29 protein-coding genes are annotated in these 25,440 nt (G+C 59.8%); 14 read left to right on the top strand and 15 right to left on the bottom strand.

Annotated elements, in window-relative coordinates; translation table 11 throughout:
* The first annotated feature begins 40 nt into the window (after nucleotides 1–40).
* The 9 genes from APH25_RS20485 (at nucleotide 41) to APH25_RS20445 (ending at nucleotide 10,169) form a co-directional block, all read left to right on the top strand.
* Nucleotides 41–346: a (2Fe-2S)-binding protein gene (locus APH25_RS20485; RefSeq protein ID WP_033728003.1), complete on the top strand. Its 306-nt coding sequence runs from the start codon at nucleotides 41–43 to the stop codon at nucleotides 344–346.
* Entirely contained in the window at nucleotides 343–1,737 is a 1,395-nt protein-coding gene (hcnB, locus tag APH25_RS20480) for a cyanide-forming glycine dehydrogenase subunit HcnB (RefSeq protein WP_060483179.1), read from the top strand. Before APH25_RS20485 ends, hcnB begins: the two co-directional genes overlap by 4 nt.
* A gap of 1 nt (nucleotide 1,738) precedes the next feature.
* On the top strand, nucleotides 1,739–2,977 hold the full coding sequence (hcnC, locus tag APH25_RS20475) for a cyanide-forming glycine dehydrogenase subunit HcnC (protein WP_060483178.1): 1,239 nt from the start codon (nucleotides 1,739–1,741) through the stop codon (nucleotides 2,975–2,977).
* 131 nt (nucleotides 2,978–3,108) lie between these two features.
* Complete coding sequence (locus tag APH25_RS20470; RefSeq protein ID WP_060483205.1) at nucleotides 3,109–4,095, top strand: DUF1852 domain-containing protein; 987 nt, start codon at nucleotides 3,109–3,111, stop codon at nucleotides 4,093–4,095.
* 27 nt (nucleotides 4,096–4,122) lie between these two features.
* The gene (locus APH25_RS20465) at nucleotides 4,123–5,163 is read left to right on the top strand and encodes a methionine synthase (RefSeq protein ID WP_060483177.1); all 1,041 of its coding nucleotides are present in this window, start codon (nucleotides 4,123–4,125) and stop codon (nucleotides 5,161–5,163) included.
* Nucleotides 5,164–5,171: 8 nt separating this feature from the next.
* Entirely contained in the window at nucleotides 5,172–6,107 is a 936-nt protein-coding gene (locus APH25_RS20460; RefSeq protein WP_060483176.1) for a LysR family transcriptional regulator, read from the top strand.
* A gap of 58 nt (nucleotides 6,108–6,165) precedes the next feature.
* Nucleotides 6,166–6,669 carry a sigma-70 family RNA polymerase sigma factor gene (locus tag APH25_RS20455; protein ID WP_060483204.1) on the top strand — a complete coding sequence of 168 codons (504 nt, stop codon included), beginning with the start codon at nucleotides 6,166–6,168 and terminating at the stop codon, nucleotides 6,667–6,669.
* Nucleotides 6,670–6,672: 3 nt separating this feature from the next.
* On the top strand, nucleotides 6,673–7,602 hold the full coding sequence (locus APH25_RS20450; RefSeq protein ID WP_082428408.1) for a FecR domain-containing protein: 930 nt from the start codon (nucleotides 6,673–6,675) through the stop codon (nucleotides 7,600–7,602).
* Nucleotides 7,603–7,943: 341 nt separating this feature from the next.
* Entirely contained in the window at nucleotides 7,944–10,169 is a 2,226-nt protein-coding gene (locus APH25_RS20445) for a TonB-dependent siderophore receptor (RefSeq protein WP_060483175.1), read from the top strand.
* A 46-nt stretch (nucleotides 10,170–10,215) separates the two neighbouring features.
* Here APH25_RS20445 and APH25_RS20440 read toward each other — a convergent pair whose 3' ends face one another.
* The 10 genes from APH25_RS20440 to APH25_RS20400 form a co-directional block, all read right to left on the bottom strand.
* Nucleotides 10,216–10,455, bottom strand: coding sequence for a hypothetical protein (locus APH25_RS20440; RefSeq protein ID WP_028633417.1), 240 nt, complete (start codon nucleotides 10,453–10,455; stop codon nucleotides 10,216–10,218).
* Nucleotides 10,456–10,490: 35 nt separating this feature from the next.
* Nucleotides 10,491–10,754, bottom strand: a complete 264-nt coding sequence (locus APH25_RS20435; RefSeq protein WP_060483174.1) for a hypothetical protein — start codon at nucleotides 10,752–10,754, stop codon at nucleotides 10,491–10,493.
* Between the two features lie 85 nt (nucleotides 10,755–10,839).
* Nucleotides 10,840–11,112, bottom strand: a complete 273-nt coding sequence (locus tag APH25_RS20430) for a hypothetical protein (RefSeq protein ID WP_060483173.1) — start codon at nucleotides 11,110–11,112, stop codon at nucleotides 10,840–10,842.
* A 118-nt stretch (nucleotides 11,113–11,230) separates the two neighbouring features.
* Nucleotides 11,231–11,926, bottom strand: a complete 696-nt coding sequence (locus APH25_RS20425; RefSeq protein ID WP_082428407.1) for a lipopolysaccharide kinase InaA family protein — start codon at nucleotides 11,924–11,926, stop codon at nucleotides 11,231–11,233.
* Between the two features lie 379 nt (nucleotides 11,927–12,305).
* Nucleotides 12,306–12,482 carry a hypothetical protein gene (locus APH25_RS25550; protein ID WP_154660064.1) on the bottom strand — a complete coding sequence of 59 codons (177 nt, stop codon included), beginning with the start codon at nucleotides 12,480–12,482 and terminating at the stop codon, nucleotides 12,306–12,308.
* A gap of 115 nt (nucleotides 12,483–12,597) precedes the next feature.
* Nucleotides 12,598–13,416 (bottom strand): shikimate dehydrogenase, encoded by an 819-nt coding sequence (gene aroE, locus APH25_RS20420; RefSeq protein ID WP_060483171.1) that lies wholly within the window; start codon nucleotides 13,414–13,416, stop codon nucleotides 12,598–12,600.
* On the bottom strand, nucleotides 13,413–14,645 hold the full coding sequence (locus tag APH25_RS20415) for a CaiB/BaiF CoA-transferase family protein (RefSeq protein ID WP_060483170.1): 1,233 nt from the start codon (nucleotides 14,643–14,645) through the stop codon (nucleotides 13,413–13,415). Before APH25_RS20415 ends, aroE begins: the two co-directional genes overlap by 4 nt.
* The gene (locus APH25_RS20410) at nucleotides 14,642–15,097 is read right to left on the bottom strand and encodes a MaoC family dehydratase (protein ID WP_028633423.1); all 456 of its coding nucleotides are present in this window, start codon (nucleotides 15,095–15,097) and stop codon (nucleotides 14,642–14,644) included. The genes APH25_RS20415 and APH25_RS20410 overlap by 4 nt, the downstream gene beginning before the upstream one ends.
* On the bottom strand, nucleotides 15,094–15,492 hold the full coding sequence (locus APH25_RS20405; protein WP_060483169.1) for a VOC family protein: 399 nt from the start codon (nucleotides 15,490–15,492) through the stop codon (nucleotides 15,094–15,096). The genes APH25_RS20410 and APH25_RS20405 overlap by 4 nt, the downstream gene beginning before the upstream one ends.
* Nucleotides 15,489–16,433 carry a ketopantoate reductase family protein gene (locus APH25_RS20400; protein ID WP_060483168.1) on the bottom strand — a complete coding sequence of 315 codons (945 nt, stop codon included), beginning with the start codon at nucleotides 16,431–16,433 and terminating at the stop codon, nucleotides 15,489–15,491. The genes APH25_RS20405 and APH25_RS20400 overlap by 4 nt, the downstream gene beginning before the upstream one ends.
* 93 nt (nucleotides 16,434–16,526) lie before the next feature.
* Between APH25_RS20400 and APH25_RS20395 the strand changes: the two genes are divergently transcribed.
* Nucleotides 16,527–17,432, top strand: a complete 906-nt coding sequence (locus APH25_RS20395; protein WP_060483167.1) for a LysR family transcriptional regulator — start codon at nucleotides 16,527–16,529, stop codon at nucleotides 17,430–17,432.
* A gap of 37 nt (nucleotides 17,433–17,469) precedes the next feature.
* On the opposite strand, the gene bla is transcribed toward APH25_RS20395, so the two are convergent.
* Nucleotides 17,470–18,348, bottom strand: coding sequence for a class A beta-lactamase (gene bla, locus APH25_RS20390; RefSeq protein WP_060483166.1), 879 nt, complete (start codon nucleotides 18,346–18,348; stop codon nucleotides 17,470–17,472).
* Between the two features lie 429 nt (nucleotides 18,349–18,777).
* A complete protein-coding gene (locus APH25_RS20385; protein WP_256217596.1) occupies nucleotides 18,778–19,077 on the bottom strand; it encodes a hypothetical protein in 300 nt (99 codons plus the stop codon).
* 400 nt (nucleotides 19,078–19,477) lie between these two features.
* Here APH25_RS20385 and APH25_RS20380 point away from each other — a divergent pair, with 400 nt between their 5' ends.
* Nucleotides 19,478–19,960, top strand: coding sequence for a hypothetical protein (locus APH25_RS20380; RefSeq protein WP_060483165.1), 483 nt, complete (start codon nucleotides 19,478–19,480; stop codon nucleotides 19,958–19,960).
* Between the two features lie 67 nt (nucleotides 19,961–20,027).
* Here APH25_RS20380 and APH25_RS20375 read toward each other — a convergent pair whose 3' ends face one another.
* Nucleotides 20,028–20,333 carry an NIPSNAP family protein gene (locus APH25_RS20375; protein ID WP_060483164.1) on the bottom strand — a complete coding sequence of 102 codons (306 nt, stop codon included), beginning with the start codon at nucleotides 20,331–20,333 and terminating at the stop codon, nucleotides 20,028–20,030.
* A 479-nt stretch (nucleotides 20,334–20,812) separates the two neighbouring features.
* Between APH25_RS20375 and APH25_RS20365 the strand changes: the two genes are divergently transcribed.
* From APH25_RS20365 to APH25_RS25170, 3 genes are all read left to right on the top strand, one after another.
* Nucleotides 20,813–21,286, top strand: coding sequence for an OsmC family protein (locus APH25_RS20365; RefSeq protein WP_060483162.1), 474 nt, complete (start codon nucleotides 20,813–20,815; stop codon nucleotides 21,284–21,286).
* A 111-nt stretch (nucleotides 21,287–21,397) separates the two neighbouring features.
* The gene (locus APH25_RS20360; RefSeq protein WP_060483161.1) at nucleotides 21,398–21,757 is read left to right on the top strand and encodes a DUF4440 domain-containing protein; all 360 of its coding nucleotides are present in this window, start codon (nucleotides 21,398–21,400) and stop codon (nucleotides 21,755–21,757) included.
* Nucleotides 21,758–22,062: 305 nt separating this feature from the next.
* Nucleotides 22,063–23,028 (top strand): sensor domain-containing diguanylate cyclase, encoded by a 966-nt coding sequence (locus APH25_RS25170; RefSeq protein WP_177331210.1) that lies wholly within the window; start codon nucleotides 22,063–22,065, stop codon nucleotides 23,026–23,028.
* A 993-nt stretch (nucleotides 23,029–24,021) separates the two neighbouring features.
* On the opposite strand, the gene APH25_RS20350 is transcribed toward APH25_RS25170, so the two are convergent.
* Complete coding sequence (locus tag APH25_RS20350) at nucleotides 24,022–24,216, bottom strand: hypothetical protein (RefSeq protein ID WP_256217595.1); 195 nt, start codon at nucleotides 24,214–24,216, stop codon at nucleotides 24,022–24,024.
* 8 nt (nucleotides 24,217–24,224) lie between these two features.
* Nucleotides 24,225–25,440, bottom strand: a 1,216-nt coding sequence (locus APH25_RS20345) for a Y-family DNA polymerase (protein WP_060483158.1), incomplete at its 5' end; no start/stop codon positions are given.

The following is a 25,440-nucleotide window of genomic DNA, read 5'->3' as shown; positions in this document are numbered from 1 at the left end:
CTCTGTGCCACCCCATGCACACGGATTGCAGGAGTACTTCATGGAGCGAACCCTCGATATCCAGCCGCTTGCGGCTGACCCCATCACCCTCCATATCAACGGATCACCCGTCAACGCAGCCCCAGGCGAAACGGTGCTCAGCGTGCTCAACGCCGTGGGCTTGCGCCAGCTGGCGCGCAACGACCACGGCCAGGTCAGTGGCGCGTTCTGCGGCATGGGTGTATGCCATTGCTGCCTGGTGGCCATCGACGGCCGCGCCAAGCGTCGCGCCTGCCAGACCGTGGTACGCCCGGGCATGCGTGTCGAAACCCTGGTCAACCCAATCTGCAGCGAGGTGCCGGCATGAGCACGCGCCCAGTAATTGTCGGCGGTGGCTCGGCCGGCATGGCTGCCGCCATCGAGCTGGCCAATGAGGGGGTGGGCAGTGTGCTCATCGACGAAGCGTCGCGCCCCGGCGGCGTGGTGTTTCGCGGGCCACTGAGAGGCGGTGTAGACGTGGGTTACCTGGGCGCACGCTACAGCAAGGCGCTGGGCAAGCTGCACGCAGACTTCGCCACCTGCGCCAGGCACATCGACCTTCGCCTCAACAGCCGCGTGGTAGGCGCCGACCACCAGAACCTGATGGTGCTCGACGAGCAGGAGCAGCTGCAGCCGGTGGGCTATGAACAACTGGTACTGGCGGCAGGCTGCCACGAACGCAATGTGCCATTCCCGGGCTGGACTTTGCCCGGGGTGATGCTGCTGGGCGGGTTGCAGTTGCAGATCAAGAGCAACGTGGTGAAGCCGCTGGGCCGTACCTTGATTGCCGGTACCGGCCCGTTGCTGCCACTGGTTGCCTGCCAACTGCATGCGGCCGGCGCCAAGGTGGCAGGTGTGTACGAGGCCTGTGCCTTCTCCCGCATTGCCCGGGCGACCCTGGCGCTGATGAACAAGCCGCAGCTGTTTCTCGATGGCCTGAGCATGCTGGGCTATCTCAAATTGCATGGCATCCCCATGCACTACGGGTGGGGCGTGGTGGCGGCGCGTGGTGAGGGGGAGTTGAGCGAGGTCAGCATTGCGCCCTACGACCAGGCCTGGCAGGCCGACCTGAAACGGGTGCAGCGCGAGTCGGTGCAAACCCTGGCAGTGGGTTATGGCTTCATTCCGCGCACCCAGCTAAGCCAGCAGTTGGGGCTGGCCCATGGCTACAGCGCAGACGGCTACCTGCGTGCTGAATGCAACGCGTGGCAGCAGAGCAACGTGCCGCACACTCACCTGGCCGGCGACATGGCTGGCATCCGCGGGGGTGAGGCAGCGATGCTGACCGGGCGTATAGCGGCGGTGTCTATTCTGCACCAGCGCGGCGTGCTCAACGCCGAGCAGGCCATCGAGCGGCGCGAGCGTTACCTGGGGCAACTGGCGGGCGTTGGCCGCTTTCGCTCCGGAGTGGAGCGCTACACCGCACGGGGCCCCGCGCAAGTCGAGCTGCCACAGGCCGACACGGTGATCTGCCGCTGCGAACAGGTCACCCGGGATGCCATCGACCTCGCCCTGCAGCAGGGCGTGCAGGACATGGCCGGGCTGAAAATGCGCACCCGGGTCAGCATGGGCGACTGCCAGGGGCGCATGTGCGTGGGCTATTGCAGCGACCGCCTACGCGCCGCCACCGGCCGTGCCGACGTGGGTTGGCTAAGGCCGAGGTTCCCGGTGGACCCCGTCCCGTTTTCCGCATTCAAGCACTTGGGCACGGAGGCCTGACATGAACAAGACCTACGACATCGTAATCGCCGGCGCCGGGGTAATTGGCGCTTCGTGTGCGTACCAGCTGTCAAAGCGCGGCAACCTGCGCATTGCGCTGATCGACGACAAGCGCCCTGGCAACGCCACCCGCGCCTCGGCCGGGGGGCTGTGGGCCATCGGCGAATCGGTGGGACTGGGCTGCGGGGTTATCTTCTTTCGCATGCTCTCGTCCCAGGCCAAGCGCCAGGCCCATGGCGCGGCAGTGGCGGTGGATTCGAGTACGCCGCACATCCTGCCCCAGTGTTTTTTCGAGCTGGCCTTACAGTCCAATGCGCTGTACCCCCAGCTGCACCAGGAACTGATCGAACGCCATGGCATGGACTTCAAGTTCGAGCGCACTGGGCTCAAGTACGTGATCCAGGACGACGAGGACCAGCTGTACGCCGAGCACATCGTGCGGCACATCCCGCACCTGCAGGCGCAGGTGCGCTGGCTGGACCGCAAGGCCTTGCGCGACACGGAGCCCGCCGTCACCGACCAGGCCAATGGCGCCCTGGAGTTTCTCTGCGACCACCAGGTGAGCCCTTATCGCCTGGGCGATGCGTATATGGAAGCGGCGCGGCAGAACGGCGTCGACCTGTACCTCAACACCCCGGTGACAGGCGTGTTGCACCAAGGTGGGCGGGTCAAGGGCGTGCGCACGGCGCAGGCGGGGGATTTCCATTGCAACACCCTGATCAACGCAGCCGGTGCCTGGGCCGCTGAGCTGAGTGAATGGGCCACAGGGCTGTCCCTCCCGGTGAAGCCGGTGAAAGGCCAGATCGTGTTGACCGAGCGCCTGCCCAAGCTGCTGAACGGCTGCATCACCACCAGCGATTGCTACATGGCGCAGAAGGATAACGGCGAAATCCTGATAGGCAGCACCACCGAGGAAAAGGGCTATGACGTCACCACTACATTCCCAGAGATCAGCAGCCTGGTGCAGGGTGCGACCCGTTGCGTGCCGGCATTGGCCGACGTCAACCTGAAGCGCACCTGGGCTGGCCTGCGGCCAGGCTCGCCAGATGAACTGCCGATCCTGGGCCCCGTAGACGACATGCCGGGGTACTTCAATGCCTGCGGGCATTTCCGCACCGGCATCCTGACCTCGGCCATCACAGGGGTCATGCTGGACAAAGTGATCCACGACGAAGCCCTGCCGCTGGATATCACGCCGTTTCTGGCGCGGCGGTTCCACAAGGTGGCCACCCCGGCCTGAAACAGTGCGCCGGTCACGTCATGAACAGGATTGAAGGCGGGCTGAATTCGTTTCAGTTCCGCCTGGCCAATGCGCCACTTTAAGATGCCCCTCAATTTGAAGGCCTTGGCATTTGAGTGGACCTCGTGATCATGACAACTTCCCCGTTTACATTCAGCCTTAAAAGCGTCAGTTTTGACGAACATTATCGCCCCTGCGAAAACACCCGCATCACCACCAACTTTGCCAACTTGGCGAGGGGGGAGCAGCGCCAGGAAAACTTGCGCAATACCTTGGGCATGATCAATAACCGCTTCAATGCCCTGGCCCATTGGGACAACCCAAACGCCGACCGCTACCGCGTAGAACTGGATATCGTTTCTGTCGAAATGGCGATCGGCAGCGGGCGCAGCGGCACCGCCCTGCCCCTGATCGAAATTCTTAAAACCACCGTTGTCGACCAGCAAACAGGGGCTCGCCTGCCAGGCGTCGTCGGCAATAACTTTTCGTCCTACGTGCGCGATTATGATTTCAGTGTCGTGCTGCTGGAGCACAACCGCGACCGGAAGGCATTCAGCACCCCGGCGCACTTCGGCGAGTTGCATGGCAAGCTGTTCAAACACTTCCTGCAATCGGACGCCTACCGGGCGCACTTTGAAAAACAGCCGGTTATTTGCCTGAGTGTCTCCAGCAGCCGCACCTACCGTCGCACCGAGAACCAGCACCCGGTATTGGGTTACGAGTACCAGCAGGACGCGTACTCCCTGACCGATGACTATTTTGCAAAGATGGGGTTGCGCGTTCGCTACTTCATGCCGCCCAACAGTGTGGCGCCGCTGGCCTTCTATTTCGCCGGGGACCTGCTTAACGATTACACCGCCCTGGAACTGATCAGCACCGTCAGCACGATGGACACCTTCCAGAAGATCTACCGGCCTGAAATCTACAATGCCAATGCCGTGGCAGGCGCCACTTACCAGCCCAGCCTCGAGCACGGTGATTACTCGCTGACGCGCATCGTGTACGACCGCGAAGAGCGCAGCCGGCTGGCCATTGAACAAGGGCGATTTGCCGAAGCGCACTTCATCACGCCCTACCACACGATTCTCGAGCAATGGTCCGCGAACTACGCGGCCTGACCGCCCCTGCATGCAAGGCTACTGTCCATGAAAACGTTATTGCCCACGTCCACCGCCGGCAGCTTGCCGAAACCCTCCTGGCTCGCAGAGCCTGAAACCCTGTGGTCACCGTGGAAGCTGCAAGACGCAGGCCTGCGCGAAGGCAAGCAGGATGCATTGCGCCTGGCACTGCAAGAACAACAGCACGCCGGCATCGATATTGTCAGCGACGGCGAACAGACCCGTCAGCACTTCGTCACCACGTTCATCGAACACCTCAGCGGCGTTGATTTCGAAAAGCGCGAAACCGTTCGAATCCGTGACCGCTACGATGCCAGCGTGCCCACGGTGGTCGGCGAGGTAGCCCGCCTCAAGCCGGTGTTCGTAGAAGATGCGCAGTTCCTGCGCCAGCAAACCCGCCAGCCTATCAAGTGGGCGTTGCCTGGCCCGATGACCATGATCGACACGCTCTACGACAGCCACTACAAGAGCCGCGAAAAGCTGGCATGGGAGTTTGCCAAGATTCTCAACCAGGAAGCCCGCGAGCTGGAAGCGGCTGGCGTGGATATCATCCAGTTCGACGAACCCGCGTTCAATGTGTTCTTCGACGAGGTGAACGACTGGGGTGTGGCAACGCTAGAGCGGGCAATCGAAGGCCTGAAATGCGAAACCGCCGTGCATATCTGTTACGGCTACGGCATCAAGGCCAACACCGACTGGAAAAAGACACTGGGTTCGGAGTGGCGCCAGTACGAGGAAGCGTTCCCGAAACTGCAGCAGTCGAGCATCGACATTGTTTCGCTGGAGTGCCACAACTCACGCGTGCCGATGGACCTCATCGAACTGATCCGTGGCAAGAAGGTGATGGTAGGCGCCATCGACGTGGCAACCCACACCGTCGAAACGCCAGAGGAAGTGGCCAATACGCTGCGCAAGGCACTGGCGTTTGTCGATGCCGACAAGCTGTACCCCTGCACCAACTGCGGCATGGCACCCCTGCCCCGCCAGGTGGCCAGTGGCAAGCTGCGGGCGCTGAGTGCAGGTGCCGACATCGTGCGCCGTGAGCTCGCTGCGCAGCAACTGCCTTAGCGCTGGCTGTGATCGACCTCAGACACCTGCGCACCCTGCATGCCCTGCGCGAGGCCGATAGCCTGCCCGACGCTGCCGAACGCCTGCACCTGACCCAGTCGGCGCTGTCGCATCAGTTTCGCGAGCTGGAAAGCCGGGTGGGCATGCCGGTGTTCGTGCGCAAGTCCAAACCGGTGCGTTTCACCACTGCAGGCTTGAAGCTGTTGCAGTTGGCCGACCAGGTGCTGCCGCTTATCCGCAGCACCGAGCGTAACCTGGCCAAACTGGCAGGCGGTGCGGCGGACCGGTTGCACATCGCCATCGAGTGCCACAGTTGCTACCAGTGGCTGATGCCCTCGCTGGACGCGTTTCGCAGCGCCTGGCCAGAGGTGGAACTGGACCTCGCGTCGGGGCTGTCGTTTGCGCCACTGCCGGCCCTGGCACGCGGCGACCTGGACCTGGTGGTCACCTCCGACCCCATTCCTCTGCCCGGCATCACCTACGTGCCGCTGTTCGGGTACGAGGCCGTGCTGGCCATCGACAAACACCATGCGCTGCGTGCAAAAGCCTACGTGGAACCTGCCGACCTCACCGGGCAGACCTTGATCACCTACCCCATCGAGCGCGACCGGCTGGACATCTTCACCCGCTTCCTGGACCCGGCCGACCTTGAACCCGCACAGGTACGCACGGCAGAAATGACCATCATGATGATGCAACTGGTGGCCAGCGGCCGGGGTGTCTGCTGCCTGCCGAACTGGGCGGTGCATGAATACACCACCCGTGGCTACGTGCTCGCCAGGCGCCTGGGTGCTGAAGGCGTGCAGGCAACGCTGTACGCCGGGGTACGAAGCGACATGCTGGAGATGGCTTACATGAGCGACTTTCTGCTCACCGCCAAAGATATTTCGTTTACCACCCTGGAGGGTGTGAATGCGGTGGGAGGCGCGACGGGTACCCTGTAGGCAGGCAATATACTAATGAGATACATTATCAGTAAAACTGCCTACGGGTTTGCTGTTGATGTCCCACACCTCCGAACCTCAATCGTTTCACGCCCTGTATGTTGAACACGGCGAATGGCTGCGCCACTGGCTAAGACGCAAGCTGGGGTGCCGTGAACAGGCTGCCGATATCGCACAGGACACATTCGTGCGCTTGCTCGCGCAGCGCCAGCAGGTTCGCCTGAGCTTCCCTCGCGGCTACCTGAGCCGCATCGCCCGCAGCCTGATGATCGACCAGTACCGGCGTCGGCTACTGGAGCAGGCCTATCTGGACAGCCTGGCAGCCGCGCCCACGCCTGTTGCGATCTGCGCCGAGCAGCGCGAGATGATCATGCAGGCCCTTGTGCAGATCGACAAACTGTTGGACGGCCTGGGTACACGCACCCGCGAGGTATTCTTGCTGGCACAGCTCGACGGGTTGAAGCACGTGGAAATCGCACGCCAGCTGGGGTTGTCGACCAATACCGTGAGCAAACATTTCGTACGGGCCATGACCCATTGCCTGCTGCTGATGGATGACTGAGCCTTGAGCGATACGCTGGACATCAAAACGCTGGAGGCAGCTGCTACCTGGTACGTTGCCCTCAACCAGGGCGATGAACAGGCCTGCAAGGCCCACGCCGAATGGTTACGCAGCCACCCACACCACGCTCAGGCCTGGGCGCGGGTAGAACGCTTGCAGGCCAGCTTCGGGCGCCTGGACGGGGTCACGGCACGGCCCCTGCTGCAGGCCACCGTCGTCGACAGGCGCAGTGTGTTGAAAGTCTTGGGGGTGCTCATGGCAGCCAGCGCGGCGGGCCTGGCGGCAAGCGTCACACCCTGGCAAGGCGCGCTGGCCACCTTTCGTACAGCCACTGCCCAGCGTCAGCAGGTGCGGCTGCCGGATGGCACGCAGGTCACGCTCAACACCCGCACGGCCATGGGCATCGACTTCAGCGCCACCCAGCGGCTGATCACCCTGCACCATGGCGAACTGCTGGTGGGCACAGCGGCTGACCCGGGGCAGCGGCCTCTGATCGTGCAGCTTGCACAAGGCCGAATTCATACCCACGCCGCGCGGTTTCTGGTGCGCAGCGAGAACGCCTGGGCCCAGGCCAGCGTGCTTGAGCAGGCCATCGAGGTGGCTAATGCAGGCGCCACGGTACACCTTGAAGCCGGCCAGCAGCTGCGCTTCACCGCCTCGTCCCACGGCGCGGTGCTGCCGCTACAGGCAGGCACCGGCGCATGGAGTGGCGGCCAGCTGGTGGTCAGTGGCTGGCCCCTGGGGGCGTTCATCGACGAGCTGTCACGCTACCGCCCGGGGCACCTGGCCTGTGACCCTGCGGTTGCGGGGTTGCGTGTGTCGGGGGCATTCCAGTTGGGGGACACCGACCGGGTGTTGGACAACCTCAGCGGCACACTGCCTGTGCGTATCAACCGTTTCACCCGCTATTGGGCCACGGTGGAACCTGCGTGAAGTCAGCGCCCAGGGGTTGGTGTTTTTGATTCTCGTCCGACTAGGTCAGTAGAGGCGCAAAGACGCCCTTCACTGCCACCTCAAGGACCCGACATGCTACAGAGTGCCCACCCCTCACCGCCCTTCAACAAACGCGCATGCTCAGTGGTGATCACTGCAGCCCTGCTCACCGCACCGATGGCGGCCAGCGTCTATCCATTGGCGGCCTGGGCGCAGGGCAGTGCAGCACAGTACGACTTCAATATCGCTGGCGGTAACCTGGAGAACCCATCGCTGACTATGCCCGCGTCACCGGGGCAAACCTGTCGTTCGAACCCGCCACCACGCTGGCCAAGCGCTCGATGGGGGTAAAGGGCCACCTCACTGGCGCAGCAGCGCTTCACGCGCTGTTGCAGGGTACCGGCCTGCAGGTGTTGGAGCGCTCGGCCAACAGCTACACCCTGGTTGCCAGCGACGAGCACGCCCTGCAGCTGCAGCCAACCGACGTCAATGCGTCGGCAGGCTGGTCAGGTACGGTCAGCGAAGGCACTGGTTCCTACACCACGGGGCAGGTCACCCTCGGCAAGACGCCCCAGTCGATCAAGGACACGCCGCAAACTGTCAGCGTGATGACCCGGCAAAGGATCGAAGACCAGGGCCTCAACTCCATCAACGACGTGATGCTGCAAACCACCGGCATCACGCCCTATCAGGGCAGCCTCACCAACTCCCGTTACCTGTCGCGGGGGTTTGAAATCACCAGTTACCGGGTGGATGGCGGCGCACCTATCGACAACGCCACCTACTCGCCCAAAGACCACGACATGGCCATCTATGACCGGGTGGAAGTACTGCGCGGCTCCGACGGCCTGTTCTCCGGCGCCGGCGAGCCAGGTGGCACCATCAACCTGGTCAGGAAGAAGCCCACCTTCGAAAACCAGTATGGCCTGGAAACATCCGTGGGCAGCTGGCACAACTACCGCACACAGCTGGACGTGAGCGGCCCGCTGGCTCTGGACGGCAAGGTCCGCGGGCGGACGGTGGTGGTCTACAACAACCGCGACATGTTCTACGACACCGCCAATGCCGAGCGCAGCCTGTTCTATGGCGTGATCGAAGCTGACATCACCGACACCACCAGCGTGCTGGCAGGCCTGACCAACGACGACGCCAAGTCCGCAGACCAGGCGTACGGCTGGCCACGAGCATTGGACGGTGCAGACTTGAAGTTGCCACGCAGCACCTTCCTGGGCGGGGCTCATGACTACAAGAACAGCAAGACCCAATCCTACTTCGCCACCCTGAACCAGCAGCTGGGCGAGCGCTGGGCTGCCACCCTGGACACCACGGTGGCGGTGATGGACCAGGACCGCAGTTACTACAACTTTTATGGTGCCATCGACCCGGCAACCGGTGCCGGGTCTGCCGCCAATTGGCAGGGTCAACAGCAGGGTTACTATTCCAGGGCCTATGACCTGAACGTCAAGGGCTCGGAAACCCTCGGCAGTTTTGAGAACGACTTCCTGCTTGGGGCCAGCTGGACAAATAACTACTTTGGGTCCGATCACCGCCAGGGTGCGTACCGGGAAATCGATAATATCCATGCGTTCGACCCCCACGACTACCCTTCCTCAGCGAGCGACTCGGCGTTCAGTTATCGGGACGTCCAGCGCATCGAACAAAAAGGCCTGTATGGCAGCTGGCGGATACACATCGCCGAGCCTCTGCACCTCATTGTCGGCACCCGCTACAGCAATTATGAACAACGCTACACACGCCGCAATGCCAACGGTTCTTCATCGGGCACGTTTTTCCGCGACCGGGACGTGCTAACGCCCTTCTACGGGGCCACCTATGCGCTTTCGCCGGCCTGGAGCCTGTACTTCAGCCGCGCCGATATCTACAAATCCCAGGCCTCATTGCGTGACCGTTCAGGCGCACCGCTGCAGCCCATCACCGGCGTGAGCAACGAATTTGGTATCAAGGGCGAGCTGTTCGATGGCCGCGTGAATACCTACGCGGCCATCTATTACGTGAACCGCGACGGCGAAGGCATTTACGACCGCCCAGGCGACACATCCGACTGCTGCTACCGTGACGGCGGCAAAAATGTGAGCAAGGGCGTAGACCTGGAGGTCAGTGGCCAGCTGGCGGAGGGCCTCCAGGCGACCTTGGGGTACACGTTCAACACCACCCGCAACAACATTGCCGGCAATGCCTACAACACGGTAACGCCCAAGCACCTGTTCAAATTGTTTGCCACGTACCAACTCCCGGGCGTCTTGAACAAGTTCAAGGTAGGCGGCGGCGTTGTCGCGCAGACGCCCGCCTACGTCAGCGGTACGGTATACGCCAGGGGCGCAGACGGGGAACTGGAAGAAACGTCCAACACCTACGCCTTTTCTCAGGCGGGCTATGCTTTGTGGAATGGGCACGCCGAATACGCGCTGGACACACACTGGACGGTGTCACTCAACGCCAACAACCTGACGGACAAGAAATACTACTCGACGGTGGGTATGGCGGAGTATGGCAACTTCTACGGGGAGCCCCGCAACTACCTGCTGACAATCCGGGCGAAATACTGAGAGTAAGTGAGCCCAGCGCATCCTGGGCTCGTTCTGAACGACTTGATCAGCCGCTCTTCTGATGCGACAGCGCCTTGTTGGCCTGGTCAGCGCACTTCTTGTAGTCCCCGGACGCATGCGCTTCCTTGGCCTGCTGATGCTCATGATGACCGTTTTGCGTGAAGTCTGTTTCTGTCGCCGCCTTCAGTTTATCCAAGGCCGCCTCGCATTCATGCTGGTGGTCCTTGGCCAGTGCAAAACCTGGGGCCAGCAGAATGCCGAACGCCACTGCGATGATAGTTTTCATTCAACGCGCCTCAACGTTTTGGTTGTCCAGAGTGGCTACAGGTCCTTCTTGACCTCTTTATCAACGTGCTTGTCTGCCTTGTGGCGTTCCTTGTCCAGGTGGTCGGCGCCTTTCTCCATCTCCTCGCCATCGTGGTGGATACCTTTATCGACTTCATCGGCGCTGTGGTCCACACCTTTGTCGACTTCCCGCACATCGTGCCGCACGCCCTTGCCGAGTTCGCCTTCAGCCTGGGCGGCCGACATCCCCAACATGGCGGCAAGCGCCAGGCTTGCCGCCGCAACTGTCCTTATCTTCATGGGTAACTCTCCGTGGTTAGGAAATCAGTGTTTCGACTGAAAACTCTAGACAGAGAATCCCATACGCGCACACCTGCATTTGTCATTAACACCCTCGCCGCCTGGGCAGGCAATCGCCCACCGCTTGTGGCATCGCGCTGAGCGTATCGGAATTGGGGCTCGAAAGAAGCTGGCCTTGAGCCTGGGCATAGATGATCCACCGCTCGAATACCTCCCGGTGGAGCCGGCAGGTTTCCTGCCAGTCAATATGATCAAACTGGTCGTAGGCAATCTGTTTCATGGTTTCGCCGGCAGCATCAGTGAGCTGCTTCAGCGCTTGGTACGCCTGATACTGACGTTCCCGTTTGATGGCACTCATGAGGTCTCCTGCACAAAAGCGGTGGTCCAGTCGTTATTGCTACCGACTGGACCCGCAGAAGAAATATCCTCAGACAAATCTGAAAGTGGGCGACCGCCCACCACGTTGATCCGAGCGGTTAGAGAAAACGCTCCACGTCAGCGCCGTAACCATAGCGGTAGCCTCTGCAGAAGGCCTCCCATTCCGCAGCCTCCCAGCCAGACCTACGTTTGACCTGCCGCAGGTCATGGCGGCTGGCTTTGGTCGCCGTCATGCGTTGGCGGGCTTTCTCGAAATCGAGCAAGGCAACCTTGATGCTCGACTCGCTGAAATCGACGAACACATGTTTCAGGTACAGGCAACCATGCTGCCAACGCCCAAGGTTCAGCCTGGCCAGCGCACGCCCGTATGCCTCAAGGATCTCGTGGTGGCGCCGAAGCCCGACGGTTTTATCCACGCCTTGCAGGTAGAAGTCCTCCAGCGACAAGTACCCGTCCAGCGCAGCGGTAACCATCACGGCCTGCCATTCGCCCGCTTGTTTGTGCACATGGCTATGCAGCAGCGCCGGTGTAGCCACCCCAAGCGAAGCGGCAGCGCGCAAGGCCTTGGCTTCGCGGGCAACCGTTGGGTAGCCGAACGGGTGCAACAGGCTGCGGTAGATATGCCCGACCTGCTGCTTTTTGTAGAAGGTGAAACCTTCCACCTCAACCTTTAGCACCCCGCTTTCGCCGCCTCTGCGGATATTGGGTTCTTCCACCCAGACACCGGGGGCATTGAGGATATCCTTCACCGGCGGGTGGTTTGGCCCCAGATCAGAGGAGAGTTGGTAAGTCATGAGGAGCCTACTACTTGTTATGAGCCACGACGTGGCGAGGGAGAAAATATATCAGCCAATTCGTACGAATGGCGAAGATATTGCCCACACCTGCTTTGAAATTCGGACAAGCGTGACTCATGGCTCACACCTCAACCCCGACGCTTTTCAAAACGTGAGCGGAGCGATCTCCTGGTAAACCAGGTTGCGGGGCATGCCGCAAGCAGCCAGATCACCCCTGTTGCCAGCACCCACGGCCACCTGCTGCCGGGGTTCAGGCACCACCCCACAACGCCGAGGATAATCAGCAAAACGCCCGCCCACCGCTGGCGGGCGGGGGTCATCCAGCGTCGCGACAACCAGTGCCTGGCGCGCCGCAGCACTCCTCCAAGGCGGTCCATCAGGCTGACGCGTGTTTCTCTGTCAGCTCGACGACCAGCTTGGCTGCGTCTGCGTCACTTTTCAGGTAGTGAACTTCACCCTCCCCGTCGTCGACCTCGTACAGCTCGGCGAGGTCAGGTTCGCGGTAAGCCTGCGGTATTTCGTCATCGGTCAGTGTTCTGAGTGTGACTGGCATTGGGCGTCCTCCCTCTTTAACTCACCGACCAGAACTCACTAGGCGCAGTTCAATGAAACACCTCGCCACGGCGCGAGCGGGCTTCAAGCCAAACCCGCACGTGGCGACCCATGGCTCACTCCAGCGGGATGGTCAGTTGGTCGATCACTGCCCGGGTATCCGGGCGCACGCCCCGCCACCAAGCAAACGCTTCGGCCGCTTGCTCCACCAGCATGCCTACACCGTCGGCCAGGCGTCCAACGCCCTGCTCCCGTGCCAGCCGTAAAAACGGCGTGAGGCCTTTGCCGTAGGCCAGTTCATAGGCCAACTGTGCAGTGCCCAATACTTGACCGGGCAGCGGCGGCCGTTCACCCACCAGGCTCGCCGAAGTGGCGTTGATCACGATGTCGAAGGCCTGACCCTCTAGCGCCTCGTAGCGGCTGATGCGCAGCCGCGGATGGTCCAGTTCGTTGCGCAATGCCATGGCTTTTGCCATGTCGCGGTTGGCAACCACCAGTTCGGCAGGTTCAGCATCCAGAAATGGCAGCAAAGCCCCCCGCACCGCACCACCAGCACCCAGCATCAGCACCCGACGGTTGCGCAGTGGCTCACCCAGGTTGACTTCAATATCGCGCAACAGGCCTATACCATCAAAGTTCTCAGCCGTGATGCAGCCATTTTCGAACCTCAGCGCATTGGCCGCGCGGGCCAGCCGGGCACGCTCACTGCGCTGGTCGGCCAGCTCGAAGGCGCGCAGTTTGAAGGGTGCGGTGATATTCATGCCAAGGCCGCCACCGTCGCGAAACTGGTGCACCTGGGCCTCGAACGCCTCCAGCGAACCTTCGATGGCGCCGTATTCCAGGTGCTGGCCAGTGGCATTGGCAAACAGGCCATGAATCAACGGGGATTTGGTGTGGTTGATCGGTCGGCCGATCACTGCATAGCGGTCGCTCATCGTGCATCTCCGTGTCTGAATAACACACCGTCCGCCTGCATTGCCGTGATTTCTGCGGGGCTGAAGCCAAGCCCAGCCGCAACTTGCGCGTTGTGCTCGCCCAGGTCCGGGGCAACCTGATGCACCGTGGTATCGCAACCCGAAAAGCGGAATGGCAGATTGGGCAGGCGCAAGGTGCCGTAGCGCGGGTGCTCTTGCTCAAGCACCATGTTGCGCGCCTGGATTTGCGGGTCGGCCAATACCTCATCAATGCGCTGTACCTTGGCACTGGGGATGTCGACGGCATCGAGCAAGGTGAGTACATCGGCCACCGAGCGGGCGCCTACCCAGCTGCGGACCACGGCCAGAATGGTTTCGCGGTGGGTGTTGCGGCCGTTGAGGTTGTGATAGCGGGCGTCACCGCCAAAGCCTGCCGGCCCGCCATTGGCTTCGAGCATGGCGGCAAAGCGCTGCCAGGCATCGTCGACCTGGGCTGCAATCACTAGGTCGCCATCGGCCGCGCGGAACACTCCGTACAAGGTCGAGGTGGGCATGTCGTGGCCGGTTTGCTCCGGCAACACCGTACCGTCAGACAGCGTGTAGCATTGCACGGCATACTCGTGCATCGACACCAGCGTGTCGTACAGGGCCATGTCGATGTGCTGGCCAACGCCGCTGTTCACCCGCCCCAGCAGCGCGGCATTGATCGCCGCCACCGCATGAATGCCGGTGTACATGTCACCCAGCGAGATACGGAGCAACGGTGGCGCCTCCCCTGGCACACCGACCATCTGCATGATGCCGCTCTTGGCCTCGGCGATCAGCCCGAAACCGGCACGGTGTGCATCCGGGCCGGTATGGCCGTAAGCAGATATGGAGCAGTACACCAGGCGCGGGTTGCGCGCCGACAATTCGGCGTAACCCAGGCCCAGCTTGTCCAGGGCGCCTGGACGATAGTTTTCGATGAATACGTCCGCTGAGTCGGTCAGCCTTTGCATGAAGGCTTTGCCGCGCGGGTCCTTCATGTTCACGCTGACGCCCTGCTTGCCCATGTTCAGTTGCAGAAAATAGCCGCTCTGCTGGTCATCCAGTGCATACGCATGCTGGCGCCCGGCATCGCCGCTGCCTGGCCGCTCGACCTTGATCACTTCAGCGCCCAAGGCGGCCAGGCAACGGCCTACGTATGGCCCGGCCAGGAAGTGGCTGTAGTCGATCACACGGATACCTGCCAATGGTAGGGCCTGGCTCATGCTGCGGCCCTCCTGGGCACCATCAAGCGGTGCTCGCCGCGCTGCACCACCTGGCCGTGCTGGTTGATCAACTCGGAGGGCAGCACCACAATGCCCCAGCCTGGCCTGCTGTTGCTCGGGCGCATCGAGCCGACGCGCATGCGCACCTGCAGCACATCGTTGACCTTGATCGGCAGCACGAAGTCCCAGGTCCACCCCAACGACATGCCCGGTACGAAGCGGTACTCGCACTGAGTTTTCAAGCCGTCGGCAATCGACAACCCAAACAGGCCATGGGCGACCAGGCAACCGAAGTGGCTGGCGTTGGCATAGGCCTCATCCACATGCACCGGGGTGTGGTCACCGGTGAGGTCGGCGTAGGCCAGGATCCGTTCACGGGTGACCGTGTAGGTGGGGCTCAGGCATTCGTCACCTTCACGGGCATCGTCCCAGTATTTTTCCACCACACTCATGCCTGCATCTCCGCGCGCGGGTCAATGGCCAAGGCCTTGGCGACGCAGTTCGCCGGTTGCGCCTGGATGAACTCAACAGCCAGACCGTCCGGCAGGCGCAGCCAGTTGCGCCCTTGAGGCATCTCGCTCACGTCAAAACGCTGCGCGGCTGCCAGGGCTGCTGCGAGGTCTTCGCACATGATGCCCAGGTGGGCCATGCGGCCTTCCGGGCCGGCGAAGCCGGGTTGGTGAATGAACTGCAAACCACCCAGCGTCCAGTACTGGGAGGGCTGCTCAACACTCCCCTGCACTTCGCGCATGGTCATGCCACACACCTCGCTGAAAAAGCGGATATGCCACTGGATGTCGCTCACCCAGAACGCTACGTGTTCGAGGTAGGCCTTTGGCTGGCTCATAGGGTTTCCTTCTGCTTGTCGGCCATGGCGCGTTCGATGCCCTTGATGCAGGCCACCAGTGTGGCGTTGACCGGTGTGGCCACGCCGTGGCGTTCGCCCCAGCGCACGACGGAGCCGTTGATGAAGTCGATTTCAGTCACCGAGCCTTTTTCCAGGCTCTGCAACATCGAGGTGCGAAAACTTGGCGGCAGCCCTTCAGCGGCGAGGGCCCAGACGGCGTCGGCGCTGGTGAGGCCCAGGCAAATCCCGGCACGCTCGGCAACGGCCATGGCTTCAGCCACAGCGGCCTTGGCGGTCCGCTCCAGCAGGGGTTCGCTGTACAACTGCCCATAGCTGAGGGCGGTAATGCCGGTGAGTGCGCCGGTAGCCACGTTGACCAGCAACTTGTCCCACATGGTGCCGAGAATGTTGTCGCTGACGGCGGTCGCCAGCCTCGCACCAGTGAAGGCGTCGGCGATGGCCTGCACGCGGTGCGTCACGGTCCCGTCCAGCTCGCCGATGTAGGTCTGCTTGCCGGCCACGCCGGCACGGATGCAGCCCGGCGCCAGCATCACGCCACCGACGTAGGTCTTGCCAGCCAGCACCCGCTCGCGGCCCACGGCGGCTGCCAGGATGTCCTCATGCCCCAGCCCGTTCTGCAGCGACAGCACCACGGTCTGCGGACCGATGAGGGCGGCAGCCCCGGCGATGGCCTCGGCAGTGTGGAACGACTTCACAAGCACCAGGACCAGGTCGGCTATGCCTGCATCCGCCGCATCGGATGTGGCATTTACCTTCACCCACCGCTCGCCGCGTTCGTCCTGTACCCGCAACCCCTTCCGATTGATGGCGTCCACATGCGCACGCCCGCGATTCAACAGCCAGGTTTCATGCCCGGCTTCGCTCAAGGCCGCGCCGATGGCGCAACCCAGGGCACCAGCGCCCAGAATGCATATTTTCAAGTCGCAAACCTCCTTCGGCTTGCGACCACACTAGGCGGCAGCGCTTATTCGCGCTATACAATGGCCTCAATACAATCATTAAGAATCGCAATAATGAGTGAGTTGCAGCACCTTCCTGAGCCTAAGTTGCTGCAGCTGTTTGACGTGCTGTATCACTGCCGCAGCGTCACACGGGCCGCCGAGCAGCTTGGGCAAAGCCAGCCCACCGTCAGTATCTGGCTGGCACGCCTGCGCGAGCAGCTCAAAGACCCTCTGTTCGTGCGCACACCTGGCGGTATGGCGCCAACGCCGCGGGCCGACCAGCTGATCGGCCCGTGCCGTGAGGTGCTGGAATCCCTGCGGCGCCTGACCACCTGGGAGCCCCAGTTTGCACCGGCTGCTGCCCAGCGACGCTTTCGCCTGTGCGTCAGTGACGCCAGCCATATCACCTTGCTGCCCCGGATCCTCAACCACCTGCGCAACCATGCACCGGGCATACGCCTGGATGCCGTGCGCATCGATGGCAATACGGAAAGCGCACTGGAGTCCGGCGAAGCGGACCTGGCGATAGGCTTTGTGCCATGGCTGGGCGGTGGCATGTACCAACAGGTGCTGTTCAATCAGGACTGGGTATGCCTGAGCAACCCGCAACACCTCCGCTTGCAGGGGCCCCTGACCACTGCCTGCTACCAGGCCGAAGGGCATGTACAGATCAGTGCCGGCACGGGCCAGAAGCTGCTGGAAGGCAGCCTGACCCGCGCCGGGATCGAACGCAGGATTATGCTGGAGCTACCGGGTTTCCTTGGCCTGGGCATGATTGTAGGGTCCACGGATTTGATCGCGACCCTGCCCCGGCATATCGGGCAAACGCTGGCCGACATGCACGGGCTCCGGGTGCATGATTGCCCCTTTGCGGTAGAGGGGTTCACGGTCAAACAGCACTGGCATGCGCGTTATCACCAGGATGCGGGTAACCGTTGGTTGAGGGAGGTGATCCGGGCGCTGTTTCAGTCGGAGTGACCCCAGGGCAACGGTGCTTCTGCCCTGCCAGAAGGGGTTAGTGCCCCAGTACGCTGACAACCGCTTTCATCGAGGCAGCGATGGCGTCATTGTTCCACTCAGAGGCTTTAGCCTCGGCTCGCGAGAACACTACAACGATCCAGGGGGCTTTGCCGGGCGGCCAGATCACTGCCACGTCGTTTGCCACACCGTAGTCTCCAGAGCCGGTCTTGTCGCCGACCAACCAGCCCTGCGGTACGCCGGCGCGAATGCGCTTGTCACCGGTGGTATTGCCTTTCAGCCAGCCCTGCAATTGTTGACGGGCACCCTCTGCAAGGCCACTTCCAAGCAGCAACTTTTGCAATGTAACGCCCATGGCGAGTGGCGTCGTCGTATCACGAGGATCACCGGGTAGCGCGGTGTTCAGTGAAGGCTCGTTACGGTCTGATCTGAACGCTGGGTCACCCAACGTTCGGGCGTAGGCCGTCAACCCTGGTGGCCCACCGACTAGTTCAAGCAGCAGGTTACCCGCCGTGTTGTCGCTGTACTGCAGCGCTGCAGCGCAGAGTTCGCGAACCGTCATGCCGGCTTGGACGTGCTGTTCGGTAATCGGCGAATAGGTCACCAGTTGGTCTGGGGCGTAAGTGATCCGCCGGTCCAGCAGCGCCTGGTCTTCGGCGCTTTTTGCGAGGATGGCGGCCGCCAGGATGACTTTGAAGGTGCTGCAGAATGCAAAGCGGTCCTCTGCGCGGTACGCGACAGTCTTGCCTGATGCCGTGTCAATGGCCCAGACGCCAAGGGTTACCTTGAATGAGTGCTCGACAGTGGATAGGTCGCTGTCGATGTCGGTAGCGGCCCAAGTAGGCCAGGCCGCCGCGGCAAACGTTGAAATCATGCCCGATTTGATCAACTGCCTACGGGTTACCGGCTGGATCATTAAGCGCTCCCTGTGTTGAATGCGTGAGGTGGGATTCTACAGTGCAGGGATGAGTTCGGGGCAGTGCTGGGGCCACACAACGGGCAATGGGGGGGGTGACTTTTGTCATGTACAGACGTCGAATGCCTATTCACTTCGCTAAGGTTGGGCTATGAAAAAAGGATGTTTTCTTGTTGGCGTTACGGTATGCCTGCTAATTGGCTGTTCCCACTATTCCGGCAGCGGTCCAGGGCAGTCGACCGGCCCCACGGTGCTTGCCTGCGATGCTTTTCCCCCCAACCAGCCGGGCTGTTATCAGCGGGAGCCGCGCAGTGAAGGTGCGCTCAATCGTTTGATAGCTTGGATTCGCGAGAGCCGCTCAAAATAGGTGGTGGATGTCAGCCCGCACTCCAGTGCGGGCCACTTGCTTGTCAGCGGAAAGTTGGCTATTCAGCGGGCCCGCATATCGCTGGCTGAATCGTCGCCCACTCGGGTTTTTACGGGCAACTCGCTGACCCCTGCCAAGGGCTGCCCCATGTCAGCCGAAGCGAACTCGGGAAGCTTGTACATAGCGCCAGTCAGTGGATCGACAACCAGCATGCCGACGAGCCCTCCAAATAGGATGTTCCCCCAGTACCAGCCACTAAGCCCTGAATCCAGCTCGATGGTCTTGTCCGAGTAGCCCGCTTTCTGAAAGTGGATACGATAGGTCTTGCCCGAGAAGTAGCCACTCCCTGACTTGAGGGTCACCGTACTGCTCCCTACCGCCGTCATTGGCATGACCAGAATCGGCCGGAGGCAATAATACTCACAGAGATGGCTATTTGATATCACTTCAAGGTAGATGGGTAGCTCAACTACCGTTCAACCGCGAATACGCATTTTTAGCCGCAGAATAGAAGCAGTAAAACAAGCAACTACTTAAACCAGTCAATGGCAATTATTTTTATAAAGCGCTAGAGTTTCTCTAAAAAATTATAAGTTTTAGGGCCAATGTAAACAGTACCAGCCACCTGCTATAGTTATTGTTATGGGCATTCAAATCCACCGCCCATTCAGGCCATGAGCAATGCATGAAGTCGCCCCGTGCCGTTTTGATTGAAACGTACTGATGGGCCATTGGGCTTCGGCCTCCACTCGAGAGAAATTCATGATTCAGTCTTTGCAATACGTTGTTCACGCTTCTGAGTTGCCGCCGCGTGGCCACCCTTTGGCAGGAGGCTCCTTCGTCACCCGCTACTGGCTAAATGGCCAAGAACGCGCCTTGGTTCTTTTGGATGATGAATTTCAAGGCGTTTGGGGCGAACCCAGCACTATGATCGAAAACGCTAACAGTTACAGCGATGGTGAAGCGAATACCCGCGCCATGGCCGAAGGCGGCAGCTTGATCGCGATCAAGGCCTTGGAACTGGGTGCATTTATACCCTCCTGCCTGGAGGGGCAGATGGTGATGGCAGCCAAAGCCGAGGGCTTGGTCAGCCTGCGCGAAGATCGGTGGCATTGGCTGAGTTCACAGTTCTCCGCCAGTTACGCTTATCATTTGGGCTATGAAGGCGGATGCCTTGACTACTACTATTTAGGCAAGGACATCGAACGCTTAGTCCGCCCTGTTCGTAGCCTCCTTATCTGCTGAGTCAAGGCGGTGACCGTCCATGCGTGAGTGTCGCGCTGAGCATAGGGGCAGCATCTATAAGCAGGCATCACCCAAGCAAAGGGCGAAGGAAGCTTCTTTCGTAGCTCACGATGAACTTCAATTCGGACGCGTCCTCAACCAAGCGCATACATTCAGGATCGACTGCGGTTTCTTGCCGATACCTTTCGTAATCGGCAAAACTGGAGAAGCTGAAGAGACAGTAGGCAACGTTATTGGCGCCCTCTGCCGGAAGGAAGTAGCCGTGGTGCTGTCCACCCATTTTGGTGACCACGGGTATCCAAGCGCGCGCATAGCGTTCGAAAGCATCGAGTTGGTAGGGGTCGATTATGTAACGGACATGGCAGGTGATCATCAAATCGCTCCTGGATTAGTGATCTTTATTTTAAGGGTGTGACCACCCACAAAAGAAATCGCCAGCGGGCCTGTGAATGCCCGTACGTAGGTGCAATCGTTACCCAAAGCGCGACCTGTGACCATCCCCTTGGAAAAATTCTTTTCCTACCCGGCGCCTCTGCAACATGGAATTCTGGAGATCTGTCGCCGAAGCCCTCGCTACGCCAATTGCGGTGCAATACTGGGCTGGCCTCTAGCCCAGGTCGCGCAATCGATGGTCGTGGCGGTGCCGAACCAATCAGCCCTGTCTCGGTTGGTCAGCGGCTGGCGGAGCTGATACCCAACGCCAGGCTGCAGGTATTCCACGAGGCGGGTCATGATCTCGGCCATACTCACGCCGAGGCAGTCACGCAGTTGATCGACCAGCATCTTGGTAGTTGACAGCGCATGCCTGAGCAGCGGATTACTTTACGGGCATTTTTTAACACAGGATTGATCATGAAAGAACACAATTACGCTGTCACGCTGAATTGGACAGGTAACACAGGTAAGGGTACTGCCAGCTATACAGCCTACCAGCGAGACTACACTGTCGAATCACCAGGGAAAGCACCCATCCTTGGTTCAGCCGACCCTGCTTTTCGCGGCAACTCCGAACGCTGGAACCCGGAAGATATGTTGCTGGCCTCGATCTCGGCCTGCCACAAGCTCTGGTACCTACATTTATGCGCCGTCAACAACGTGTGCGTACTGGAATACGTCGACTATCCCGTAGGCCGGATGATTGAAGGCGATGGCCAGCGCAAGGGCCACTTCAAGGACGCCGTGCTAAGGCCTCACGTCATTATCAATAGCCAATCCGACAGGGATCTTGCAATGCGCTTGCATGACGATGCTCACCACGAATGCTTCATTGCGAACTCTGTCAACTTCCCCATCACCTGTGAGGCGGTTATTGACCATCGAAGCTAAACCTTCCGACGCGCGGGCATGGTTATCGGGAGGGGTATCAAACAACGCGTTAGGTCGAAAGTGTATTGTGCCCTGTGAAGCCTATGCGATCACACTGAGTCGGTGAGGGAAATGGATATCCGTCTACAGATTTTAGCGCTTGAAGCGTTGTTGCTGGAACCAGAAACGCGAAAAAATGACCGGTTGCTCAAACGGCTGCTGGCCGAAGACTTCGTTGAATTTGGAGCGTCTGGCAAAGGCTGGACGAAAGCGGAGGTGATTGCTGAACTCAAATCCGAGACGTTCATCAAACGAACGATTGAGGATTTCAAGCTGCGTAGACTTGCGGATAGCGTCGCGCTGGCTACCTACCTGTGCCGCCATCACCCGCCTAACGGCGAAGAGTCATTATCACTGCGTAGCTCCGTTTGGGAAACGTACGGAGAGGGTTGGCACATGGTGTTTCATCAAGGCACCAGGGTCTTCGATTAGTTGCCAGCGCCAATGCCGATGTGTAAGAGGTATCTGTTCATCGAAAGCCAAGGGTGTACTCTCATGATCGCTGATAGCCTCTTAGAAAATGAAAGGCAATGATCATTTGATGCATTCAAGCCACCGATCGACGCACCGTTTTTTTCAGTTACCGTATATGACATCTCGTACCGTCTACCGCCCGTAGAGATAGAATGCTTAGACCTCAACAATGGTTCAGCAAGGGACGACGTCAGCTGAAACCTTTTAGCGACGGATTTATCGGCAACCTCTTAGACGCATTACCCACCACTCGACCTGTTAGCATGAAGCTTACTGAGATGTTACTAAATAAAGATACGCTATTCCGAATTTACGACTCCTTGCCAGTCGCCTCATGCTTAATCAGTCGATCTCTAGCATTCGTGACCGCCAATAGGCAATATGCCAACCTCATGAGAACGCCACTTGAAAGTATAGTTGGACGCAGCATGATTGGTCTAAATCCACCAGAACATATTGCCAACGTTCGTCGAGACTTTGAGGCACTGGAGCAAGGAAAAACGATTAAAGACCATGAAATACAACTATGGGACGGGACGTATTTAGTTGCTGTCTGTCCAATTTATGACGACCACACTGCATCAGTCGCGGCCATTTCAGTAACATTAACCAATATCACTCGACACAAAAACATCGAGACGCGTCTTACAGGTTTAGTAGGCAAACTGATTACAGAGAACAAAGGTATCCGCCTCCTGTCGGAAACCGACGCACTCACGATGCTTGGTAACCGCCGAGCTTTTGACTCATACCTCGAAAAGTCAATCAGAAACAGCCAGAGACGTGGCTCGCCAGTCTCGCTATTAATGATGGACGTTGATAATTTCAAGCCCTATAACGATCTCTATGGGCACCTAGCAGGGGATCAGTGTCTAAAACGGATCGCAGCATCATTTGGCAGTTCCCTACGACGTCCTTATGACGTGGCGGCGAGATACGGAGGTGAGGAATTTGCAGCGATACTGCCGAACACACCAGACACCAGCGCCGCTACCATTGCACACTCAATACAAAACACGATCGCGACTCTGAATATGCCACACCCAGGAAGCCTATATGGATTTGTAACCCTGAGCATTGGAATATCAACGTACCATCCAAGCCCCAAGTTCAAACGCGAGATTAGCGATATCGCTGGAAAATTACTTGAAGCCGCGGACACCGCCCTGTATCAAGCTAAAGAGAGCGGCAGAAATAGAGTTGTCACTCAAGCGCTCGAGCTGCATTAACAGCGACACGCTTACTTTCCCCATTCAACCCAATGGCGCGAGAGGTGATAGGCCCAACCCCATAGAAGACTGATGCGGAAAGCTTGGACTTCCCTGCCAACAAAGAAAAACCCCGCAGACGTTAATCTGCGGGGCTTTCGAATGGTGGAGGCCGAGGTCGGAATCGAACCGGCGTAGACGGATTTGCAATCCGCCATCCATTACCTTGAGTTTCAATAGCTTACGAGCTTTTGATTTCCGCAATGACGTGGTTATACACGCTACGCAGCCCTTTGAAATCAAGGGGTGTACACCGAGTTGCGGAATTGAATTTCGGGCGGTGACCGTTCCAGAAAATGGTACCGGTGTGGCATCATCGAGCCACTACAGACCGGTGGATTTATCTGATGAGACTCGTTCTTCTTTCCGTACTGGCCACTGCATTAATCGGATGCGCAACCCCCCTTGCAATTCAGCCGAAGGCATCCCAAACAACGACCCTTTACCGCTACTCAATGCAGCCTAATGCGATTCTCCTGGCGCAGACGATGGCCGCGCGAGACTTAAAGGATCCAGAGGCAGCCAAGTTCAGAGATGTTTTTTATATCTCTGCGGACGGTCGCGGTGAGGCCCGCGATAAATCGAAAGACTCATGGTGCATTGAGGTCAACGGCAAAAACTCCTACGGCGCGTACACCGGCTACTCGTGGTCACTGTTACCTGCGGGTGGCAAACGCGTAATATCTGAATCGTCAGCGGTAGGTTCAATGGTCGCTGACATCTGCTCCAGGGCAGTGTACGGCCCAGCGTCGGCGATCAAGCACCCTTAGCCATAGCACACACCAGTACTGCAGCAGTATGGGAAGTATGAGGCCGCAGCCCCTGCCCCACTTGGCTCTCGCCCGGGTTCTGTCTAAAACGGAGTAAGGGTTTTTCGCTGATTTCGGCCAGTAAATGCTTGGTTCCACTACCGAGTTTTAGACAGCCGGGCAGGCCAGAATCACCGGCCTGGGATCACGCCACATCCTCATGCTCGGCTAATGCCCACAACCGTGCTGCCTCGGCGAAATCGAGCATGTCACACAGCTGGTCGGCATCGACATCCCCTCTCCGATAGGCTGCCATGGCCTGGTCAGAGAGGACCATAGCTCGGCCATCAGGGTCAGCAACCAATGCCGACTGGTCTTCCAGCTCAGCCAGCCAAGCCATCGGCAGATTCAACTTTTCACCGTCCATAGCTGATCGATCCTCGTCGTGAAGGACTGGCTCATCATTTCCCGCTTCATGCCCCAGTCCGGTGCCGCCGGCACACTGGCGGCCCGCATCGTCCCCCTCCCCCAGCGCTCGTTGATATCGTCCATCACCTGCATCAGCCGGTCACAAGACACCGACTGCTTGAGCGCAAACAAATCCTCAGAAAACTCGCCAGGCTGCCGCAGATCCATCAGCAGCACCTCGGCTTTGCTATAGCGGTACCCGGGGCGGAAGATCCGCTCAACGGCATCCGTCGCCAGTCTGGTCATCAACAACGTGTCGCAAGTGGGGTAAGGCAGCTCCACAAGCGCACCCTGGGCGTGATGCGCTTCATCCGGGTTGAACATGCCAGTGCGGATGCTCACACGCATGCGCTTGCACACGGAGCCCTGGGCCCGGAGCTTTTCAGCAGCCCGGCAAACGTAGGTGGCCACCGCCTGTTTGATAGGCGCCAGCTCACTCAGCCGCTTACCGAACATCCGGCTGCTGCAGATCTCCTGCTTGGGCGGCTCGACCTCATCCAGATCTAGGCAGGCGGTACCGCCCAGCTCGCGGGCGGTCTTCTCCACCACAACACTGAACTTCTGGCGCAACGTCCAGGCGTCCGCCTTGGCCAGGTCCATGGCCGTGCGAATCCCCATCGCATCGAGGTGCGCAGTCATCCTGCGACCGATGCCCCAGACCTCCTTGACCTCAGTGTTGCGCAGCACCCAGTCGCGCTTGACCGGATCGGTGATGTCGACCACACCGCCAGTGTGGCTCAACAGCCGCTTGGCGGTATGGTTGGCCAGCTTTGAGAGGGTTTTGGTGTGAGCGATGCCAACCCCAACCGGGATGCCTGTGCACTGAAAGATCCGTGAGCGCACTCGCCGCCCGAATAGGGTCAGGTTTTCCTGGATGCCTGAAAGATCAGCAAAGCACTCATCGATGCTGTAGACCTCCGTGGCCGGCACCATCGACTCAATGAGGGTCATTACGCGCTCACTCATGTCGCCGTAAAGCGCGTAGTTGCTGCTGAACGCGACGATGCCGTGGCGGCGCAGTTTCTCCTTGGCCTGGAAGTAGGGCTCGCCCATCTTCACAAAAGGCTTAGCGTCGTATGACCTCGCAATCACGCACCCGTCGTTGTTGCTCAACACCACGATTGGAGTCTTTGCCAGGTCCGGCCGGAAGACGCGC

Origin of the sequence: Pseudomonas sp. NBRC 111119 (assembly GCF_001320125.1) — a bacterium.
Taxonomy (GTDB): domain Bacteria; phylum Pseudomonadota; class Gammaproteobacteria; order Pseudomonadales; family Pseudomonadaceae; genus Aquipseudomonas; species Aquipseudomonas parafulva.
Note: the sequence above shows the minus strand (reverse complement) of the source record. Positions and strands in the feature narration are given on the sequence as shown.

Coding starts and splice junctions, on each gene's coding strand:
- hcnB (WP_060483179.1), top strand. CDS start 343: ATGAGCACGCGCCCAGTAATTGTCGGCGGTGGCTCGGCCGGCATGGCT.
- APH25_RS20375 (WP_060483164.1), bottom strand. CDS start 20,333: ATGATCACCTGCCATGTCCGTTACATAATCGACCCCTACCAACTCGAT.
- APH25_RS25170 (WP_177331210.1), top strand. CDS start 22,063: ATGAAGCTTACTGAGATGTTACTAAATAAAGATACGCTATTCCGAATT.
- aroE (WP_060483171.1), bottom strand. CDS start 13,416: ATGAGCGACCGCTATGCAGTGATCGGCCGACCGATCAACCACACCAAA.
- APH25_RS20410 (WP_028633423.1), bottom strand. CDS start 15,097: ATGAGTGTGGTGGAAAAATACTGGGACGATGCCCGTGAAGGTGACGAA.
- APH25_RS20405 (WP_060483169.1), bottom strand. CDS start 15,492: ATGAGCCAGCCAAAGGCCTACCTCGAACACGTAGCGTTCTGGGTGAGC.
- APH25_RS20415 (WP_060483170.1), bottom strand. CDS start 14,645: ATGAGCCAGGCCCTACCATTGGCAGGTATCCGTGTGATCGACTACAGC.
- hcnC (WP_060483178.1), top strand. CDS start 1,739: ATGAACAAGACCTACGACATCGTAATCGCCGGCGCCGGGGTAATTGGC.
- APH25_RS20485 (WP_033728003.1), top strand. CDS start 41: ATGGAGCGAACCCTCGATATCCAGCCGCTTGCGGCTGACCCCATCACC.
- APH25_RS20445 (WP_060483175.1), top strand. CDS start 7,944: ATGGGGGTAAAGGGCCACCTCACTGGCGCAGCAGCGCTTCACGCGCTG.
- APH25_RS20365 (WP_060483162.1), top strand. CDS start 20,813: ATGAAAGAACACAATTACGCTGTCACGCTGAATTGGACAGGTAACACA.
- APH25_RS25550 (WP_154660064.1), bottom strand. CDS start 12,482: ATGCCAGTCACACTCAGAACACTGACCGATGACGAAATACCGCAGGCT.
- APH25_RS20425 (WP_082428407.1), bottom strand. CDS start 11,926: ATGACTTACCAACTCTCCTCTGATCTGGGGCCAAACCACCCGCCGGTG.
- APH25_RS20455 (WP_060483204.1), top strand. CDS start 6,166: ATGTCCCACACCTCCGAACCTCAATCGTTTCACGCCCTGTATGTTGAA.
- APH25_RS20360 (WP_060483161.1), top strand. CDS start 21,398: ATGGATATCCGTCTACAGATTTTAGCGCTTGAAGCGTTGTTGCTGGAA.
- bla (WP_060483166.1), bottom strand. CDS start 18,348: ATGATCCAGCCGGTAACCCGTAGGCAGTTGATCAAATCGGGCATGATT.
- APH25_RS20350 (WP_256217595.1), bottom strand. CDS start 24,216: ATGGCTTGGCTGGCTGAGCTGGAAGACCAGTCGGCATTGGTTGCTGAC.
- APH25_RS20380 (WP_060483165.1), top strand. CDS start 19,478: ATGATTCAGTCTTTGCAATACGTTGTTCACGCTTCTGAGTTGCCGCCG.
- APH25_RS20440 (WP_028633417.1), bottom strand. CDS start 10,455: ATGAAAACTATCATCGCAGTGGCGTTCGGCATTCTGCTGGCCCCAGGT.
- APH25_RS20470 (WP_060483205.1), top strand. CDS start 3,109: ATGACAACTTCCCCGTTTACATTCAGCCTTAAAAGCGTCAGTTTTGAC.
- APH25_RS20465 (WP_060483177.1), top strand. CDS start 4,123: ATGAAAACGTTATTGCCCACGTCCACCGCCGGCAGCTTGCCGAAACCC.
- APH25_RS20395 (WP_060483167.1), top strand. CDS start 16,527: ATGAGTGAGTTGCAGCACCTTCCTGAGCCTAAGTTGCTGCAGCTGTTT.
- APH25_RS20435 (WP_060483174.1), bottom strand. CDS start 10,754: ATGAAGATAAGGACAGTTGCGGCGGCAAGCCTGGCGCTTGCCGCCATG.
- APH25_RS20430 (WP_060483173.1), bottom strand. CDS start 11,112: ATGAGTGCCATCAAACGGGAACGTCAGTATCAGGCGTACCAAGCGCTG.